Below are 16,453 nucleotides of genomic sequence, written 5' to 3'. Positions count from 1 at the left end.
GAGAGCGCCGTTTTCCCTCGAACTCACTCGCTCTCCTCGACGGTGACGTCGTCGGTCGCCCGGCGGAAGGTCGGGACGGTCCGGTAGACGATCTCGACGACGCCCTTCCTCCGAAGGCTCTGGAGCGCGGATCTGACCTCCGTCGCGTCGGGGTCGATCCCATACTCGTCTCTGAGGTCGTGCAGCGTCGCGACGACGCTCTGTGAGCGTTCCTCGGGACCGGGCAGCACCGAGAAGACCTGCACCTGGAACTCCGGAACGCGGACGATCGTTCGGCCCTCGTCGTCCTCGATGCCCGGGTCGACCCCGACCAGTTCGGCCGCCTCGGGCGTCGCCCGGATCAGGCTGTTCTCGTCGCGGTAGTAGTACTCGCGGAGCTCCCCCTCGAGGTACCGATGCACCTCGCTGCCGCCCTCCATCTCCCAGCGCTCGGCGAGTTCGGCGTTCTTCGTCGGCTGGAGGGAGACGACGTCCGCCAGTCGCGAACGCGCTTCGTCGGAGAGGGTCATCGGCGAGGGCTACGGCGATCGGATACTTTACTCGTCGGGTTCCGCCCGGGTTCGCTTTCCGGTACCGTGGCTCTCAGGATCCTCACCGGTTCGGATCCACGACCGCGCTCCTGAACCGCCGTTTGACGTACGTGGCGTCGAGCGGCGGGCGGGCGTCGGGGTCGGCCGGGGCGACGTCACAGGCGATCAGGGTCGCAGCCTCCTCCTCGACCGCCTCCCGGTAGGCTTCCCGGAAGGCGTCGTCGTTGGAGACGTGGGTGGCCGAGAGCCCGACGCCCTCGGCGACCGCGGCGAAGTCGGTCGTCTCCGAGTGCGAGCGCTGGCCCCCCGTCGTGGCGTAGACCGCGTTGTCGAAGACGACGACCGTCAGGTTCGACGGGTCGCAGTCGGCGACGGTGGCGAGCGCCCCCAGCGACATCAGCGTCGATCCGTCGCCGTCGAGCACGGTGATGGGATCGTCGGTCGCGAGGGCGAGACCCAGCCCCACGGGCGTCGTGAGCCCCATGCTCCCCCAGCAGTAGAAGTTTCGCTTTCGGTCCCTGACCCCAGCGAGGACGTACGAGGCGACGCCGAGGTTCGAGACGACCGCCGCGTCCGGGGTCACGTCGAGGACGGCCTCGGTACAGGTCGCCTGGTCCGCTCGGGAGGGATCAGAACTCATCTTTCGCCCCCGTGACCGTCGCGTCCAGCAGGAGGACGTACGGCTCCTCGGTCGAGAAGGCGGTCTTCGCGGCGAGGTCGACCGCGTCGCCGATCTCCCTCGCATCGGACACCGTCCGGTTTCTGATCCCGATCTCGTCGAGCACCGACGACGCGGCGTAGCCGAACGGCACCTGCGCGAGGTTGAACTCGCCGAGGTCGCCCCGGCGCGAGACGATGCCGAGGAACGGGATCCGAGCGGGTTTGTTGAGCGACGAGAGCGCGTTCACCGTCGTCGCGAGTCCGCTCGACTGGCAGACGAGCGCACCGCGTCGGCCCCCGAGCCAGGCGCCCGAGAGTATCCCTACCGCTCCCTCCTCGCGCGTCGCCGTGACCGTCTCGATCCTCGACTCGGACTCCAGCGCCGAGAGCAGCGGGTCGAGCGCCCCGTCCGGCAGGGAGGCGACCAGGTCGACGTCGTTCGTCGCGAGCGACGAGAGCACGTCGCGTGTCCAGTCCATAGTTCCCGATCCCCGGGGACACACTTCAGCCTACGTCTTCGAGCCCTCGTCGCCGCCAGCCGAACGTTTAGGCCACCGCCTGCCGATGCCCGAGCATGGCAGGTACCCTTTCGGTCGAGCGTGACGGCCCGGTCGCGACGATCACCGTGGACAACCCCGAGAGCCTGAACGCGCTCGACCTGGAGACGCTCCGCGCGCTCGAAGACGCGCTAGACGAGACGACGGACGCCCGCGCTGTCGTCCTCACCGGTGCGGGCGAGAGGGCGTTCGTCGCCGGAGCGGACATCTCCTACATGGGCGAGCTCTCGGTCGCGGAGGCGATGGAGTACGCCGAACTCGGCCACCGGGTCTGCGACGCGATCGAGACCCATCCAGCACCCGTCGTTGCCGCGGTGAACGGCTACGCCTTCGGCGGGGGTGCGGAGCTCGCGCTCGCCTGCGATCTCCGGATCGCGAGCGAGAACGCCGTCATCGGCCAGACCGAGATCGAACTCGGGATCGTTCCCGGCTGGGGCGGCACCCAGCGGCTCTCGCGGATCGTCGGCGATCCGGTAGCGAGGAGGATGGTCTTTCTCGGCGAGCGCCTCGACGCCGAGTCGGCTGCGGCGGTCGGTCTCGTGGGCGAGGTCGTCGCCCAGGAGGAGCTCGATTCGGTCGTCGCGAAGCTCGCGAACCGGCTCGCGGCACAGCCGCGGTTCGCGCTCAGCGCCGCGAAGGAAGCGCTCAACCAGGTCCACGAGATGCCCCAGTCGGCGGGGCTGGCCTACGAACGCCGCCTCTGGAGCGGGCTGTTCGGCACCTACGACCAGCGCGAGGGGATGGCGGCGTTCGTCGAGAAGCGCGACCCGGAGTTCGAGTGAGGCCGCTCGGCACTGGCGTCTCGCTCGCGCCGCGTAGCCGGGAGAGCCAGCCGGTGAGCCTGCCCGCAGTCGATCGGGAGCAGGCAGGGTCGTGTGACCGCCGATCGGTTAGTCCGTCTCGCGGACGAACGCGAGCACCTCGTCGACGAAGCGCTCCGGCGCGGCGTCGATCGCGCCGTGTCCCAGCCCGTCGAAGACGACGATCCGGCTGTTCGGGAGCGCCTCGTCGACCGCCGCCGTCGAGTCCTCGAGAGACCGTGGGCTCTCGTTCCCCGAGAACAGCACGGTCGGCGTGGTCATGGCCGCGAACCGGGCCGCGTCGAACTCGTACTCGTTCTCTGCTCGCGACTCGCGGAGCACGGTGTGAGCGGCTGCCACGCGGGTCGGCCAGTTCGGCGCCGAACGAAGCGTGTCCATCTCGGCCGAGGATAGCTCGGCGATCCCTTCGAAGAGCAGAAGCAGTGCCCGCTCGTCCTCGCCGCCCTCCAGAAGGGCCTCCATCTCGGCGAGAACGTCCTCGGAGTAGAGCGCGGCCTCCGTTGTGGGGAACAGCGGTTCGTACAGGACGAGCGCGCGCAGGTCGTCGGTTCGCAAGGCCGCCTCCAGCGAGCAGAGTGCGCCGTAGGAGTGGCCGAGCAGGACGGCCGGCTCGTCGATCGACTCGACGACGGCGGCCACGTCCTCGAACTCCCGGTCCAGCTCGTAGTCGGCGGCGTCCCCGCTCTCGCCCCGACCTCGACGGTCCATCGCGTATACCGTGAACTGTTCCTCGAGGGCGGGACGGACCGGGTCCCACCGGGTGTGATCGGCGGTCGTCCCGTGCACGAGCACGAGCGGTGGACCGCTCCCCGTCCGTTCGTACGCGATCTCCGTGCCGTCCGCCGACGTGACTGCTTCCATCGTTCCTCGACGGAACGAGTACGTCTCCAGGCCACGTCACAGTTTCGCACACCTCGGCCGTGTGCGGAAACCGCGACGTCCTTCCGCCCCGCGCACCGTCCCGCGTTCGGCTCGAATGGGCGACGGGCGAGAGGTGGACGACACCGGGACCGCCGACGACCGCGGTGGGAGGGGCACGGGACGCCACGTCGAACGGCGCCCTGCTCGCGACACGTTCGGTCGGTCTCGGGATTCGGTGGCTCTCGTGGCTACTCGAACGTCCACGACGTCTCGATCGTCGGCTGATCCAAGAGCGTCCGGTAGACGACGCAGTACTTCTCGGTGTACCTCTCCAGTGCCTCCGCCGTCTCCTCGGAGAGCTCGCCCTCGACCGTCGTCTCGAGCCTAATTCCCTCGAACCCCACCGGGACGTCCTCGTCGATCCCCATCGTCCCCCGCAGGTCGAGGTCGCCGCTGGCCTCGACCGAGATCTCGACCTCCTCACCGAAGTTCTCCGCGACCGCCTGTGCGGTGAGCTGCGAGCAGGCGGCGAGCGCACCAAGGAGCAGGTCGCCGGAACACGCCGCGGAGCCCGGACCGCCGGCACCCTCGTGGAGCTCCGCCTCGTAGATCGCCCGGCCGATGTCGACGCTGCACGACCGGACGTCGTCGTGGCCCTCGCCGGTCGCGGTCATCGTGATCCTCGCCGCTTCCGGGTCGCTCTCGTACTCCTCTTTCAGCGGTCTCTGCACCTCGCGCAAGTCACTGTCTGCCATGGTCGATCGAACGACCACGTCCGGCGACAAAAGTCGTCCGGCGGAGGTGGGTCGAGAGCTGCGAGAGGGTCGAACGGGTGATCGGCGAACTCGGCTTCGCCCGTCGCTCGACGGTCCACTGGACGGGCAACGGGGGGAGTAACGCCGTCAGATCAGTCCCGTGATGCCGGCTCGGGCGTCTCCGTCGGTGTCCCGACTCCGATCGTCTCCTCGACCTGCGTATAGACCAGCACGAGGCCGACGATCGAGAGGCCCGCACCGAAGGCGAACGGCACCGGGAAGCCGTAGGGGACGAGGAAGCCCGCCAGGAGCGGTCCGGCGGCGATGCCGAGGCCGAACGCCATCGTGAGTACGGCGAGGCGCTTTCCGGAGTCGCCACCCGTGGCGAGGTCCCCGGCGAGCGCGAGCGCCGGGGCGAACACCATCGCGCCGGCGACGCCCTGGGCGAACCGGGCGAGGAACATCAGCTCCGAGGTCGGGACGAAGCCCTGGACGAGCGTCGTCGGTCCGAGGAGGACGAGGCCGGCGAGGAGGAAGGGCTTTCGCCCGAGGTGGTCGCTCGCCCGGCCGATCGGCGTCTGGAGCAGCACTTGGGCGAGGACGAACGCGGCGAACTGGACGCCGAACCAGGTCGAGCCCTGGTCGAGCAGGACGTTCACCTGCGGCTGGAGCGTGGCGAACAGCGCGATCGACGTCGCCATGAACAGCGAGGCGAGACCGAGCGTGAACGTCGTGTCGAGCGCCGTCTCGCCGGTCGGATCGCGCACGGCGATCCGGAGGCGCTTTCGCGAGCGTTCGACCGTCTCGGGATCGCTTACGAGGATCGCCACGAGGACGAAACTCAGCGCGGCGGTGCCCGCCGCGACGTAGAACGCGGCGTCGAAGCCGGAGATCGAGAGTCCGAGTCCCGAGTACGGCCCCGCGGCGACGACCGCACCCGCGACGACCGGTCCGGCACCGAAGCCGATCAGTCGGAAGGTGTTGTAGACGCCCATGTTCCCGCCCCGGTTCCCCGCGGTCGCGAGTTCGTTCACGAGGGCGATCGAGGCAGGGACGATGAACGCCACGGCGATCCCCTGGACCACGCGGATCCCGACGAGCGCGGCGTACGAGGAGACGACGAGGTAGACGAGGTTCATGAGCGCGAGGATCGCGAGGCCGACGAGGATGAACCGCTGTCTCCGTCCCGTCCGGTCGGAGAGGTAGCCCGTGAGCGGCTGGCTGACGCTGTTGAGCAGGCCGTACGTCGAGAGGACGATCCCGATGATAGCGCTCTCGGTGAGCCCGAACGTGCGACCGGAGACGAGCCCGCTCGCGATGTAGAGGGGGAGGACGATGATGAGAAAGGAGTTGCCGACGCCGTCGGCCATGCGCGCGAACGCGAGCGCGAGCACGCGCCGATCGACGTCGAAGCCGAAGCCTACCATCCGGTTCCGACTGAGCGGGCGACCCGCTTCACCGTTCTCATTCGAGGAAGGCTCAAGCCGCCCCGTGGTGTACGTGGACGTATGACACGCAAGGTGAAGCTGAGTCGGGTCGAGGCGGAGCTCTCGGAACTCTCGTATCCGGTGACGCGAAACGACGCGGCGACCGAACTCGACGACGTGACCGTCCTGTTCGCCGACGGCGAGGCGAACCTGGGCCAGGTCGTCTCCGAGACAGGAAGCGACTCGTTCGAGTCCGTCGACGAACTGGAGTCGGAGGTCTACGGCGCGCTCCCGATCGAGGCGGTGGGCGAACCGGGCCAGTCCGAGGGCGAGGGCTGAGCGGGTCGAACGCCGGGAGCGATCGGCGCGAATCCGGACGCTTTTAGACCCCGAACCGGATAGGAGAGCCACTATGGAGTTCTGTGACGAGTGTGGGTCGATGATGCGGGCGAACGAGGAGGCGTGGGTCTGTGGGAGCTGTGGACACGAACAGGCGCGCGACAGGGCGAGCGAGACGACGCTGACCGAGGCCCAGGAGGAGACCGAGGTGATCGAGAGCGGCGCCGAGGGGAGCGGGCTCCCCACCACGGACGCCCGCTGTCCGAACTGCGAGAACGACCGGGCGTTCTGGTACATGCAGCAGATCCGGTCGGCCGACGAGTCGGAGACGCGGTTTTTCGTCTGCACCGAATGCGAGCACAAGTGGCGCGAGGACGACCACTGATACGGCCGGTCGTGACCGTTCGCGGATGACCGCCAGTACGGATCGGCGGTGCGTCAGAAGTAACGACGATCGCCCGGACGACAGGATTCAGGCCCGGGAGAGTTCGTCGAACGCATCGGCGGCGGTTCGCGTCCCCTTCGAGATGAGCACGTCGCCGCTTCTGATCTCGGCGTCGGCCCCGCCGACCAGCAGCCAGCCCTCGCCGGGGCGGCGGATGGCGATCACCGACATCGTCGACTCCGTCTCCGGGACCCCTCCGACGATCGGCACGCCGTCGAGCGCGCTCCGCTCTTCGACCTCGATCCGGGTGATGATCTCGTCGGACTCCTCGACGGCCATCTGGACGACCGGGTGGACGCCGATCTCGCGCAGCACGCCATCGCTGATCTCGACGGCGGCGTCGCTGATCACCTCGGTCGCGCTCCCGAGGTGGATCAGGCCCCGCAGCGCCACCGGATCGGGCGCGTCGGCTGCCGCCCGGAGCGTCCACGCCTCGAAGCGCGACTCCATCGCGTCGACCTCGATCTCTAGGTTCCTGACCTCCTCGGCGAGCGCCTCGCTGTCGAAGAGCACGCTGCTGTAGGCGAGGTCGACCGCAAGCTCCGAGAGGTTCTTCATGTGGACGATCGTGTCGACGGCCCGTTCGAGGTCGTCGATATCCGGGGTGTCGAGTTCGGGTGCCTCGTACGTGGTCCCGGTGAACGTCTCGAAGACCTCGTCGATCGCCACCTCGGGCCCTCGAAGGAAGACGACGTCCTCGGCGTCGATGCGGGTCTCGGGGCCCGGGTTGAGTAGCCACTCCTCGCCTCGGCGGATCGCGATAACGCGCACGCCAGTCTCGGACTCGAGGTCGGTCTCCACGAGCGTCCGTCCGGCGTACTCGGAGCCCGGGGTGACCGTGCCCCGGACGAGCGTCTCGACGGCTTCCGGGATCGCCGCGCGCATCGCCTCCGGGAGCCCGATCTCCTCCAGGACGATCTTCGCGATGTCGCCGGCGGCGTCGCTGATCGTGTCCGTCGCGCCGACGATCCCCATGACCGGTGCGAGCGCCTCGGCGTCGTCTGTCGTCCGCGCGGCCATCATCAGCCCCATCCACGCCCGCATCTCGAGGACGTCCATCCGACCCTCAAGCTTGAGCACCTCCCGGGCGAGCTCCTCGTCCCGGTGGAGTACCGCGGCGTACGAGAGGTCGATCAGCAGCTCCGCGGTGTCTTTCATCTCCACCAGCACGTCCTTCACGCTCACCGGCTCGTACGAGATCGGTGCCGACGGCGTGTCCCCCTCGAACTCTTCCATACCCTACTGCTCCGTGTATCACGGAAAAAGGTTTCCCGCCGTCGTCGACGAGTGTTGCCGTCGGAACCCGTCGATGCGTGTCGGCTCATCTCGTTAGGTTTAACCGCACATTGAACGACGCACCCACAATGAGCGCGTGGGACGACTTCCGGTCGATATACCGCGAGGCGCTTCCCGTCCTCGTCGTCGCACTCTGCGGTGGCCTCTTCTCCGGACTCGTCCTCGAGGGGATGGTCGAGAGCGTCAGGCGGTTTCCCGGCCTGCTCGTGATGGTGCCGGTCTTCCTCGCCACGCGCGGCAACGTCTACGGCGCGCTGGGTGGCCGGATCTCGAGCGGGCTCCACCAGGGGTTGATCGAACCCCGCTTCCAGCGCGACGAACGCCTCCTGAACGCGGTGGTGGCCTCGTTCATCAACGGGATCGGCATCTCGCTCGTGATCGGGGTGATCACATGGCTCGCGCTCCTCCTCATGGGCTGGCAGGTCGCCGCGCTCTACGAACTCGTCGGCATCATGCTGATCGCCGGCGTGCTGACGTCGGTCGTCATGATCTCCGTCCTTCTCGGACTCATCTTCGTGGGCTACAAACACGGCTACGACCCCGACAACCTCGTCGGGCCGATCGTCACCACGGTCGGTGACGTCTTCGGGATGCTCTTTCTGCTCTTCTCCGTGGGCCTCGTGGAGGTGCTCGCCTGATGGCCGTCCCGCAGGGATCGCTCGGGACGTGGAACTGGAAGACGATCGTGGGGAACATGTTTCCCCTCCTCATCGTCCTCTCGCTGATCGTGCTCTTCGCCGGGATCACCCTGGAGGACGCCGAGGAGATGCTCAACCAGTACGGCATCCTCGCGGTGATGGTGCCGACGATGATCGGGACGGGCGGTAACCTCGGGGCGATCCTCTCCTCTCGACTTTCGACGCGGTTTCACCTCGGGATGACCGATCTCAGTCCCAGGGACAGAACGCTCTGGGCGAACGTCGGGGCGATCCTCGCGCTCGCGGCGACCATCTTCACCGCGCTGGCGATCGGTGCCTACCTCCTCGGAATCCTCATCGGCTCGCCGCTTCCGTTCGCGACGCTGCTCGTCATCTCGCTCGTGAGCGGGATGTCCGTCGCCGTCCTCGCGGTGTTCTTCAGCTTCGCGACGACCTACGCCTCCTACAGGCTCGGAATCGACCCTGACGACATGACCATCCCGATCGTCACGAACGTCGTCGACGTCTTCGGTATGGTGATCTTCATCGGCGTCTCGGCGCTCGTGCTCGGGTTCTGATCCCTCACGCGAGGAGCGTGAGCAGCCCCCAGAGCAGGAGCGGGAGCCCCCACGGCGAGTGCGGCCGTCAGCGTGGGGAGGTCGTGGGTCTCCTCTAGCCCCGCCGTGAGGATCGCCCGCTGGCAGAGGAGGACGACCACCCCGACCGCGAGCAGCGGCGCGTCGAACGACGTGAGCGCCGCGACGAACGTCTCCGAGAACGACTCGATCGGGGCGTCGGGATCGATCCGAGAGGCGGCCGACCGGACGGCGACGAGGCCGGCTCCGAGACGGAGGGACTCGGGGACGAACGCCCATCCGACGACCGCGAGCGTCTCGGCGAACCCGCCCTCGCCGTGTACGGACCGGGCAACGAGGTGGACCAGGCCGTCGAGGGAGAACCAGACCACGAACGGGACGAAGAACGCCCAGCCGGCGTACGACTGCGCCTCCTCCCGGAGCAGGTCGCCCGCGTCGCGCTCTTCCTCCCCGAATCCGGGTCGGTCGACCGTCACGGTGGCGTCGGTGCTCGCGACGAGCAGTTCGCCGACGTACCAGACGCCGGCGGCGAGCGCGGCCGCGAAGCAGAGGACGACGGCGAACCCGGCGAAGAAACTGGACCCGGGCGCCGACTTCGCGAAGGACGACCACAGGCGGGGGTGGACCATACCGGGCAGCACGTGATCGGTTTGTTTACAGTTTCGAAACCTGACCGGTCCGGCGACCGTCTCCCGTATCGGGCTACGCGTGGGGCGTCGTCCGGGAGAACAGTTCCAAGACCACTTTCACGCTCCCGATGATCACGGGGCCGACGAACAGGCCCACGGCACCGAAGACGGCGACGCCGCCGAAGATCCCGACGACGATGACTCCCGAGCTGAGCGTGCCGCTCTTGCCGATGATCGCTGGTCGCAGGTAGAGGTCCGAGGCGCTCACGATCGCGCCGTAGACCGCGAGGATCGCGGCGGCACCCGGTCGGCCGAGCACTAGGAGGTAGATCGACACCGGCACCCAGACCGCGAACGCGCCGACCAGAGGCAACAGCGCGAGGACGAACGTCGCGACGGTGAGGAGGACCACCCCGGGGACGTCGAGCAGGTAGAGCCCGGCGCCGAGGAGCACCGCCTGGATCGCCGCGACCACGACGTTGCCGACGACCGACGCCCACATGAGCCGGTCGAGTTCGGTGAACAGCTCATCTCGATATGTCTCGCGCATCGGGGCGACCTGCAGGAGCCAGGCGGCCAGTCGGTCGCCGTCGCGCAGCAGCGAGAAGAGGACGAACGCCGTCACGGTGAGCCCGATCAGGATCGAGGGAACCCCGCCGACGAACCCGGCCGCGCCGCTCAGCACGCCCTGGACGCCGCCGTCGATCTCGGTCTGGTGGGTCTCGTAGGTCGCGATCGCCTGATCGACGTCGAAGCCGCCGCCGATCGCCTGGAGTTCGCGCTCGATTCCCGCGGCGCTCCACCCCTCTCGTTGGGCGGTCGTGGCGAGTCCCGAGGCCTGACGGACGGCGATCGAGAGCACGTAGAGCACCGGCAGGATCAGGAGGACGACGGCGGTCGAGAGCAGCGAGAGCGCAGCGCCCGTCCGGCCGAATACGGGCGCGAGCGTTCGCTGTGCGGGAGCGAGGACGTAGGCGAGGACGCCCCCGAGGAGGATATACTGGAGGTAAGGCAGCGCGACGAACAGCGCGAGCGCACAGCTCGCGAGCGCGAGGATCGCGAGGACTCTCCGTTCCGAGGTCGGTGCCGCGGCGGGTCGGTAACTCATGGGCAGTGCATACGCCACCGAGCTGTATAACGTGGGAGAATTCCGTCTGCACACGAGGCCGGTCGTCGTCCCTCACCGGTGATCGCAAGCAGGTGTCGGTGACCGCCGGCAAACGGGTGCGGCCGACCTCGTCAGGAGAGCGCGGCGACGAGCACGGCTGCGGCGAACAGCAGGAGGACCACCGCCGCCACGGGTCGTCCGCCGGTGCCCACGAGGTAGACCCCGTAGCCGAGAGCCGCCGTCCCGAGCCCGACCGCCGCGCTCGACCCGGCGTGGAGGAGTTCGGCCCGGACGGTCTCCGCCTCGTGGCCGAGCTGCTCGCCCAGACAGAGCGCGTTCTGGCCGACGTCCCAGGCGAAGACACCTGCGACGACCCCCCAGAGTACGAGGAGCGTGGATGCGCCCTCGACGCCGGCGACCAGCACGCCCGCGACGAGGAGTGTGCTCCCGAGTGTGACGAGCCCGCGGCGGGCGAAGAGGAGGCCGTTCAGGAGCGAGAGGAGGCCGAGCGCGCCGACGAGGACGCCCGCACCGACCGTGCTCGCACCGGGCGCGAGCGCGAGCGCGCCGGCCGAGAGCGCGAGCGCACTGCCGACGCGCGTTGGCGAGCGGTCGATCTCTCTCGCTCGCTCGACGCTCATCGCCGCCACCCCGTCCGGGCCCGTTCGAGCGGCAGGTCGATCCCCTCCTCCCAGGGCCAGTCGATCACCCGGACGCCCGCCTCGCGGAGCCCGGTGAGCCTGAGCGCGCGTTCGATCCGGACGAGGCGCTCGCCGGTCGAGCTGTCGGTCGTGGGATCGGGACTGACGACCGTTACCGGGTGACCGGTCGCCTCGAGCGTCCGCAGCAGACTCACGATCCGGTCGTCGAGCAGCGGGCTGCAGACGAGCAGTTGGGCGTCGCCCGGGAGCCTGCGGAGGAAGCGCCGCCGCCACCGCCAGGAGAGAAAGCGCCCCTCCGGCGGGACCGGATCGAACGACGGGTGTGTCGCGAGCAGCTCCGCGGCGTGGACCCGCTGGTCGCGGTGGGCGCTCGGCGCGAGCCAGCAGGGGTCGGGGTGGAGCGAGGCGAGACCGACCCGGTTTCCGTCGTCGAGCAGCCGGGCGACCATCGCCCCCGCGGCGTCGATCGAGCGGGAGACCGCGCTCTCGTCGTCGGGATCGGGCGCGCGAAACGAGCCCTTCCTGGAGTCGACGACCACGACGACGCTCGCCGCGCGCTCCTCCCGGAACTCGAGCGTCGAGAGCTCCCCCGTGCGCGCCTTCCGGTTCCAGTCGATCCGCGAGAGCGGGTCGCCGGGGCGGTACTCCCGGGTGGCGTAGAACTCGACGCCCTCGCCGCTTCGATCGGTTCCGACCTGCCCCGCGAACCGGGTCGCCCCCGCTCGGAGCGGGACCGGCGAGACGGTCGGTCGGAGCGGCGGCGTACAGACGAGCGTCGTCTCCGCGACGAGCACGCACTCCAGTTCCACGCTCCCCGAGAGCGACCGGACGAGCGCCGTCGCGGGCGGGAACGAGTGGACGCCACGCTCCGCGGTGAGCGTGTACTCCACCGTCACCGACTCGCCGGGCCGGAGCGTCGCCCCGACCCGTGGCGAGCCCTCGGCGATCGCGAGCGTCTCCGGCACGCCGTCGAGAAACCGGAGGTCGAAGAGCGTCCGATCCGCCCCGTTCGTCACGGTCGTTTCGACGGTCACCGTCTCGTCCCGGTCCGGTCGCTCGGCGCTCACCCGACGTTCGATCGAGAGGTCGACCGGCGGTTCGGAGCCGGCGGCGGCGTACGCCGCGTAGCCGACGCCGACCGCACCCGCGAGGACCACCGCGGGCGAGCGGACGAGCACGCCGAGGCCAATCCCCGAGAGCGCGAGGGCCCCGACGCCGCTCCAGCGGTCGGTCCGTCTGCGTGCGGCGACCCCGTTCTCGTCGGTGTCGAGCGCGCGTCGGACCGGCGGGCGCCGCTCCGGTTCGTCGCCGACGGGGACCGGCTCTCCCTCGCCCTCCTTCACGGCGGCGAGCGCGTCGACGGTCCGCCTGAGCGCGCGTGACGAGCGCGACTCACCCACGAGCCCACGGACGAGTCCGAGCGGATCGGTCGGCGGCGACTCGCCCGCCGCGTACGCCGCGACCGCCCCGTCCTCGGTCCAAGACCCCTCCTCGACCGCCCGTCGGGCGTCCGGTCGTCCCCGATAGACAGAGAGCGCACCGACGAGCGCCTCCTCGATCCGCGAGCGCAGCTCCGTTCGCTGCTGGTGGGGGACCCTGCGCCCGTCACGAAGCAGTCTGATCGTCCGATCCGTCCCCTCGCCGGGGGTCCCCGTCGGGAGCGGGCGTTCGGGGTCGGGCGTCCGGACGGTCCGTATCCGCGACCCCCGTCGTTTCCTGACCTGGCCGACCGCGAGCGCGAGCGCGAGCAGGCCGACGAGCACCAGCACCGCCTCGTCCATCGAGAGCGCGACGAGCCCCGGAAACGCCCACACCGCGGTCCCCAGCACGAACGCCAGCAGGCCCACGAGAAGCCAGAGCCGTCGACCGTTCACGACTCGGCCCCGTACCGTGTTTCGATCCGCCGCAGCGTCTCGACCGCTCGGCGCTCGCGCTCGCCCGAGGCCTCCCGGCCGCCGTAGCGGACCTCCTCGAACAGCGCGGTGAGCGCGGCGGCGTCACCTCGCTCGACACCTGCCTCGACGGCGGCCGCCTCGAACTCGCCGGGCGTCGTCGTCTCCGGGTTCGGTACCTCGAGCGGACCGACCATCTCCCGCCAGGCGCGGTAGACCTCGTTGTCGAACGTCTCTCGCTCCTCGATCCGGTCGGCGGCCCGGCCGGCCGCCCCGCCGATCGCGGCCGCCTCGGCGCTCCGCCGGTCGCCCTCGGCCTCCGCGGCGACGACCTCGTTCTCGGTGCGGTCTCCGACCCGTCCGAACAACGCCAGCGCGGTGCCGACGAGCGCCAGCGCGAGGAGCCCGACGAGCAGGAGTGTCGGGGTCGAGACGGGCGGAACGGCGCCGTCGTCCTCGCCGCCGGCTCCCTCCCGAACGTCCGGCGGCTCCCGTGGCTCGTCCATCGCCCCTCCGGGGAACTCGGGCGGGCCGACCAGCTGGAAGAACAGGTAGACGAGCGCGAGAATCACGAGCAGCGCGAGCACGAACCCGAACGCCGCCCGCCAGTCGTGATAGAGGTAATACAGCAGGCCGACCGCGGCGAGCACCCCGAGGACGAGCAGGATCTCCGAGAGGTACGGAACGTCGACCTCGTCCGCCGCGCCCGTGGCATCCTCGCCCGCCGGCGGGGCGAGGATGCCACCGCTCTCGTTGTCTCCCCCGGGAACGCCGGGCTGTGTGGCACTGGTGTCTGTGAGGGTGGCCGCGGCGAGGCCGACCGCGAAGACACAGCAGACCGCGAGGACCAGCGACGTCGCCGTACGTCTCTCCACGGCCGGGGTTTCGTGTCCGCTGTCTTAGTGGTTGGGGTCGGGACCCCGCCGGTGACCGACGGCCGACAGTATATGCCGCTGGCAGACGATTGGTAGGAGGATGGCACAGGCCTCGGAGGTCGCCCGCGTCCCCGACCGGGTTCGCGAGGGGTGGCACCACGTCGAGACGGTCGAGGAGACCGTCGTCAGACTCCTCGGCGTGCACGTCGAGGCCCGGACCGAGCTCTACGAGGACCGCACGCTGCGCGAGCGGGTGGAGGAGGCGACGGGGATCGACCGGCTCTGGCGCTTTTACGTCGCGACACGCGTCTCGTTCGCCGACCGCGACCCGGGTGAGAGCGGCCTGCTCACCCGACTGGTCGTCTCGCGGGTCGACGACGCGATACGCGAGACGATGACCGACAACGGCTTCGAGGACGTGAGGCGCCGGTCGACGCGAACGACGTCGCTCGGTGGGCGCGAGGTGGAACTCCTCACCTACGGCGCGGTGATCCCGGCCGATGGACGGCGGGTGCCGATGGAGGGGCTCGTCGCGGTCTGGGCGGACGCGGGCTACCACGTCGCCGGTGGGGGTTATCCCGCTATCTCGCTCGCGGACGTCCTCTCGGTCCGGGACGACGGGCTGGACCGCGAGCACGCGGGCTACCGGAAGGAACTGCGCTCGCTGCTCGTGGAGGCGGCTACGCCCGGCGAGCGATCGTGAGGTAGCCGGTGTGGCCGACCGGCGCGGTGCTCGGTCGCGTTCCCCTCCCGTCCACGTCGAGTTCGCGCTGGATCGTCTCGACGGTCCGGACCTCCGAGAGCGTCTCGCGGGCGGCCTCGACGACCTCGCGGGTGCTCTCGACGAACGGGGAGTAGACGGCGAGAAATCCTCCGGGGAGGAGCAGCGAGTCGGCGTGTGCGACGATCTCGGGAGCGTCGCCGGTATCGAGCGTGAGCACGTCGAACCCCGAGAGGTCGTCGATCTCGTCGAGCAGGTCACCCGATCGCACCTCGACCCGGTCGGAGACCCCGGCGAGCGCGACGTTCTCGCGGGCGACCTCCGCGAACTCCGGATCGCGTTCGTAGCTGGTGACCTCGGCGCCGAGCCTGCCCATGTAGCTCGCGAGCACCCCCGTACCGGTGCCGCAGTCGAGCACTCGGTCGCCGGCGGCGACGCCGGTCTCGCCGATCACGAGGCCGATATCGCGGGGCAGCATCGGCGCACCGGTGCGCTCGAAGTGGTGAAAGAGGTCGGGGCCGCGGAGGCGACGAACGGTGAACCGTTCTCCGAGGTGAGTCTCGAGGACGTCTCCCGAGGAGACGTCCTCCGGTACGGTGAGGACGCCGAGGTCCGTCTGGAGCTCCGCACCCGGCTCGCGGAGGTACTCGCGGTCGTCGTGGACGAGGACGACCGCCGTCACTCGAGGTTCGCGATGGCCGCGGCGAGGTCGCCGTCGGTCGCTTCGAGGGCTTTCCGCGCCTCGTCCTTCCCGACGCCGGCACGGGTCGCGACGATCTCGATATCGGCGTCGGGGATCTCGGCTTCGGCGGGTTCGGCCGCATCGACCGCGCCGGCGGCCTCCGCACCCTCCTCGAGGTCGGGCGAGCCGACGATCTGGTAGGTCTCCTGGCCCTGGGCCTCGATCTTCGTGACGTCGGCGTCCGAGAAGACGAGGTCGCCGTCGGGGGTGGTGATGACGACGCGCGTCGCCTCAATCTCCTCGGTGTCGATCCCCATCTGTTTCATCATCTGTTCCATCTTCCGCGGGTCGAGTCCGCCTCCTCCGAACATACTCGCGGGGTCGGGACGTGGGGGGAAAAACGTGGCGCTCCCGGTCAGTCGGCGCCCTCGCGCACCTTCACGGCCATCCCGGTCTCGAAGTCTGCGATCGCCCTCGAATCGAGTTCGGCTCGCCCGACCGCGAGCAAGCTGTCGGAGTCGTTCACCACGAGCACCTCGTCGCCGCCGCGGATCTCCGGGTCGGTTTCGAGGACGAACTTCGAGAAGGCGTTCTTCCCGTCGCGGACGAACGGCTCGGACTCCTCGTTCACGACTACCCTGTACCTCGGGTGCGAGAGCGCGCTCCGAAGCCGTTCACCGCCGGCGATCCCGAGTGTGAACCGGCCGTCCTGGCCGAAGGTGACCAGTCGGCCCTCGGGCGCGATCACCTGGACGGGCCGACCGCTCGACGAGCGCGTCACCGAGAGCTCGCCGGAGAAGAGCGCCTCGCCCGCGCCGGTGCCGAACTGGTAGTCTGCGATCCGGCGCAGCCTCGGGACCTCCTCGAACGGTTCGTCGGTCATTCCCGGCTCTCGGCGGGGGAGCGGAAAAACGGTTTCCGTCGGCCGACGGGAGCCGTCCCTCGGCGGTGGCGACCGG

Annotated in this window: 21 protein-coding genes; 6 read left to right on the top strand and 15 right to left on the bottom strand. The window is 69.7% G+C overall.

The genetic code is table 11. From position 1 onward, the window contains the following. Window positions 1-23: 23 nt before the first annotated feature. The 3 genes from V2L32_RS07940 to V2L32_RS07930 form a co-directional block, all read right to left on the bottom strand. Entirely contained in the window at window positions 24-509 is a 486-nt protein-coding gene (locus tag V2L32_RS07940; protein WP_331235948.1) for a DUF5797 family protein, read from the bottom strand. 82 nt (window positions 510-591) lie between these two features. Next, window positions 592-1,170 carry a thiamine pyrophosphate-dependent enzyme gene (locus V2L32_RS07935; protein ID WP_331235947.1) on the bottom strand — a complete coding sequence of 193 codons (579 nt, stop codon included), beginning with the start codon at window positions 1,168-1,170 and terminating at the stop codon, window positions 592-594. After that, complete coding sequence (locus tag V2L32_RS07930) at window positions 1,160-1,669, bottom strand: thiamine pyrophosphate-binding protein (RefSeq protein ID WP_331235946.1); 510 nt, start codon at window positions 1,667-1,669, stop codon at window positions 1,160-1,162. The genes V2L32_RS07935 and V2L32_RS07930 overlap by 11 nt, the downstream gene beginning before the upstream one ends. 95 nt (window positions 1,670-1,764) lie before the next feature. On the opposite strand from V2L32_RS07930, the gene V2L32_RS07925 reads away from it, so the two are divergent. After that, entirely contained in the window at window positions 1,765-2,529 is a 765-nt protein-coding gene (locus tag V2L32_RS07925; protein WP_331235945.1) for an enoyl-CoA hydratase/isomerase family protein, read from the top strand. A gap of 108 nt (window positions 2,530-2,637) precedes the next feature. On the opposite strand, the gene V2L32_RS07920 is transcribed toward V2L32_RS07925, so the two are convergent. From V2L32_RS07920 to V2L32_RS07910, 3 genes are all read right to left on the bottom strand, one after another. After that, entirely contained in the window at window positions 2,638-3,429 is a 792-nt protein-coding gene (locus V2L32_RS07920; RefSeq protein WP_331235944.1) for an alpha/beta fold hydrolase, read from the bottom strand. A 248-nt stretch (window positions 3,430-3,677) separates the two neighbouring features. Further along, entirely contained in the window at window positions 3,678-4,184 is a 507-nt protein-coding gene (locus V2L32_RS07915) for an OsmC family protein (RefSeq protein WP_331235943.1), read from the bottom strand. A 152-nt stretch (window positions 4,185-4,336) separates the two neighbouring features. Next, the gene (locus V2L32_RS07910) at window positions 4,337-5,611 is read right to left on the bottom strand and encodes an MFS transporter (protein ID WP_331235942.1); all 1,275 of its coding nucleotides are present in this window, start codon (window positions 5,609-5,611) and stop codon (window positions 4,337-4,339) included. Window positions 5,612-5,692: 81 nt separating this feature from the next. On the opposite strand from V2L32_RS07910, the gene V2L32_RS07905 reads away from it, so the two are divergent. Together V2L32_RS07905 and V2L32_RS07900 are read left to right on the top strand one after the other, a co-directional pair. Continuing rightward, the gene (locus tag V2L32_RS07905; protein ID WP_331235941.1) at window positions 5,693-5,950 is read left to right on the top strand and encodes a DUF5789 family protein; all 258 of its coding nucleotides are present in this window, start codon (window positions 5,693-5,695) and stop codon (window positions 5,948-5,950) included. Window positions 5,951-6,023: 73 nt separating this feature from the next. Beyond that, a complete protein-coding gene (locus tag V2L32_RS07900) occupies window positions 6,024-6,335 on the top strand; it encodes a transcription factor S (RefSeq protein ID WP_331235940.1) in 312 nt (103 codons plus the stop codon). 87 nt (window positions 6,336-6,422) lie between these two features. Here the strand turns inward: V2L32_RS07900 and V2L32_RS07895 are convergent, their stop codons facing one another. Next, window positions 6,423-7,631 carry a potassium channel family protein gene (locus V2L32_RS07895; RefSeq protein WP_331235939.1) on the bottom strand — a complete coding sequence of 403 codons (1,209 nt, stop codon included), beginning with the start codon at window positions 7,629-7,631 and terminating at the stop codon, window positions 6,423-6,425. A gap of 128 nt (window positions 7,632-7,759) precedes the next feature. Here V2L32_RS07895 and V2L32_RS07890 point away from each other — a divergent pair, with 128 nt between their 5' ends. Further along, window positions 7,760-8,329, top strand: a complete 570-nt coding sequence (locus V2L32_RS07890; RefSeq protein ID WP_331235938.1) for a magnesium transporter — start codon at window positions 7,760-7,762, stop codon at window positions 8,327-8,329. Next, on the top strand, window positions 8,329-8,907 hold the full coding sequence (locus tag V2L32_RS07885) for a magnesium transporter (RefSeq protein WP_331235937.1): 579 nt from the start codon (window positions 8,329-8,331) through the stop codon (window positions 8,905-8,907). Before V2L32_RS07890 ends, V2L32_RS07885 begins: the two co-directional genes overlap by 1 nt. Here V2L32_RS07885 and V2L32_RS07880 read toward each other — a convergent pair. The 5 genes from V2L32_RS07880 to V2L32_RS07860 form a co-directional block, all read right to left on the bottom strand. Next, on the bottom strand, window positions 8,793-9,554 hold the full coding sequence (locus V2L32_RS07880) for a YIP1 family protein (RefSeq protein WP_331235936.1): 762 nt from the start codon (window positions 9,552-9,554) through the stop codon (window positions 8,793-8,795). The genes V2L32_RS07885 and V2L32_RS07880 overlap by 115 nt on opposite strands. A 73-nt stretch (window positions 9,555-9,627) precedes the next feature. Beyond that, entirely contained in the window at window positions 9,628-10,662 is a 1,035-nt protein-coding gene (locus V2L32_RS07875; protein WP_331235935.1) for an AI-2E family transporter, read from the bottom strand. Window positions 10,663-10,793: 131 nt separating this feature from the next. After that, complete coding sequence (locus tag V2L32_RS07870) at window positions 10,794-11,303, bottom strand: DUF7519 family protein (RefSeq protein WP_331235934.1); 510 nt, start codon at window positions 11,301-11,303, stop codon at window positions 10,794-10,796. Next, window positions 11,300-13,198 (bottom strand): DUF58 domain-containing protein, encoded by a 1,899-nt coding sequence (locus V2L32_RS07865; RefSeq protein WP_331235933.1) that lies wholly within the window; start codon window positions 13,196-13,198, stop codon window positions 11,300-11,302. The genes V2L32_RS07870 and V2L32_RS07865 overlap by 4 nt, the downstream gene beginning before the upstream one ends. Then, complete coding sequence (locus V2L32_RS07860) at window positions 13,195-14,091, bottom strand: DUF4129 domain-containing protein (protein ID WP_331235932.1); 897 nt, start codon at window positions 14,089-14,091, stop codon at window positions 13,195-13,197. Before V2L32_RS07860 ends, V2L32_RS07865 begins: the two co-directional genes overlap by 4 nt. Window positions 14,092-14,191: 100 nt before the next feature. Between V2L32_RS07860 and V2L32_RS07855 the strand changes: the two genes are divergently transcribed. After that, on the top strand, window positions 14,192-14,794 hold the full coding sequence (locus tag V2L32_RS07855) for a hypothetical protein (protein ID WP_331235931.1): 603 nt from the start codon (window positions 14,192-14,194) through the stop codon (window positions 14,792-14,794). On the opposite strand, the gene V2L32_RS07850 is transcribed toward V2L32_RS07855, so the two are convergent. The 3 genes from V2L32_RS07850 to V2L32_RS07840 are packed head-to-tail and all read right to left on the bottom strand — an operon-like array spanning window position 14,772 to window position 16,377. Then, a complete protein-coding gene (locus tag V2L32_RS07850; RefSeq protein WP_331235930.1) occupies window positions 14,772-15,494 on the bottom strand; it encodes a methyltransferase domain-containing protein in 723 nt (240 codons plus the stop codon). The genes V2L32_RS07855 and V2L32_RS07850 overlap by 23 nt on opposite strands. After that, entirely contained in the window at window positions 15,491-15,865 is a 375-nt protein-coding gene (locus tag V2L32_RS07845; protein WP_331235929.1) for a nascent polypeptide-associated complex protein, read from the bottom strand. The genes V2L32_RS07850 and V2L32_RS07845 overlap by 4 nt, the downstream gene beginning before the upstream one ends. 44 nt (window positions 15,866-15,909) lie before the next feature. Then, entirely contained in the window at window positions 15,910-16,377 is a 468-nt protein-coding gene (locus V2L32_RS07840) for a PUA domain-containing protein (RefSeq protein ID WP_331235928.1), read from the bottom strand. Window positions 16,378-16,453: the final 76 nt, after the last annotated feature.

The sequence above is a fragment of the Halalkalicoccus sp. CGA53 genome (genome assembly GCF_036429475.1).
GTDB classification, from domain to species: domain Archaea; phylum Halobacteriota; class Halobacteria; order Halobacteriales; family Halalkalicoccaceae; genus Natronorarus; species Natronorarus salvus.
The sequence above is the reverse complement of the archived record's forward strand: the minus strand, read 5'-3'. Positions and strand labels throughout refer to the sequence as shown.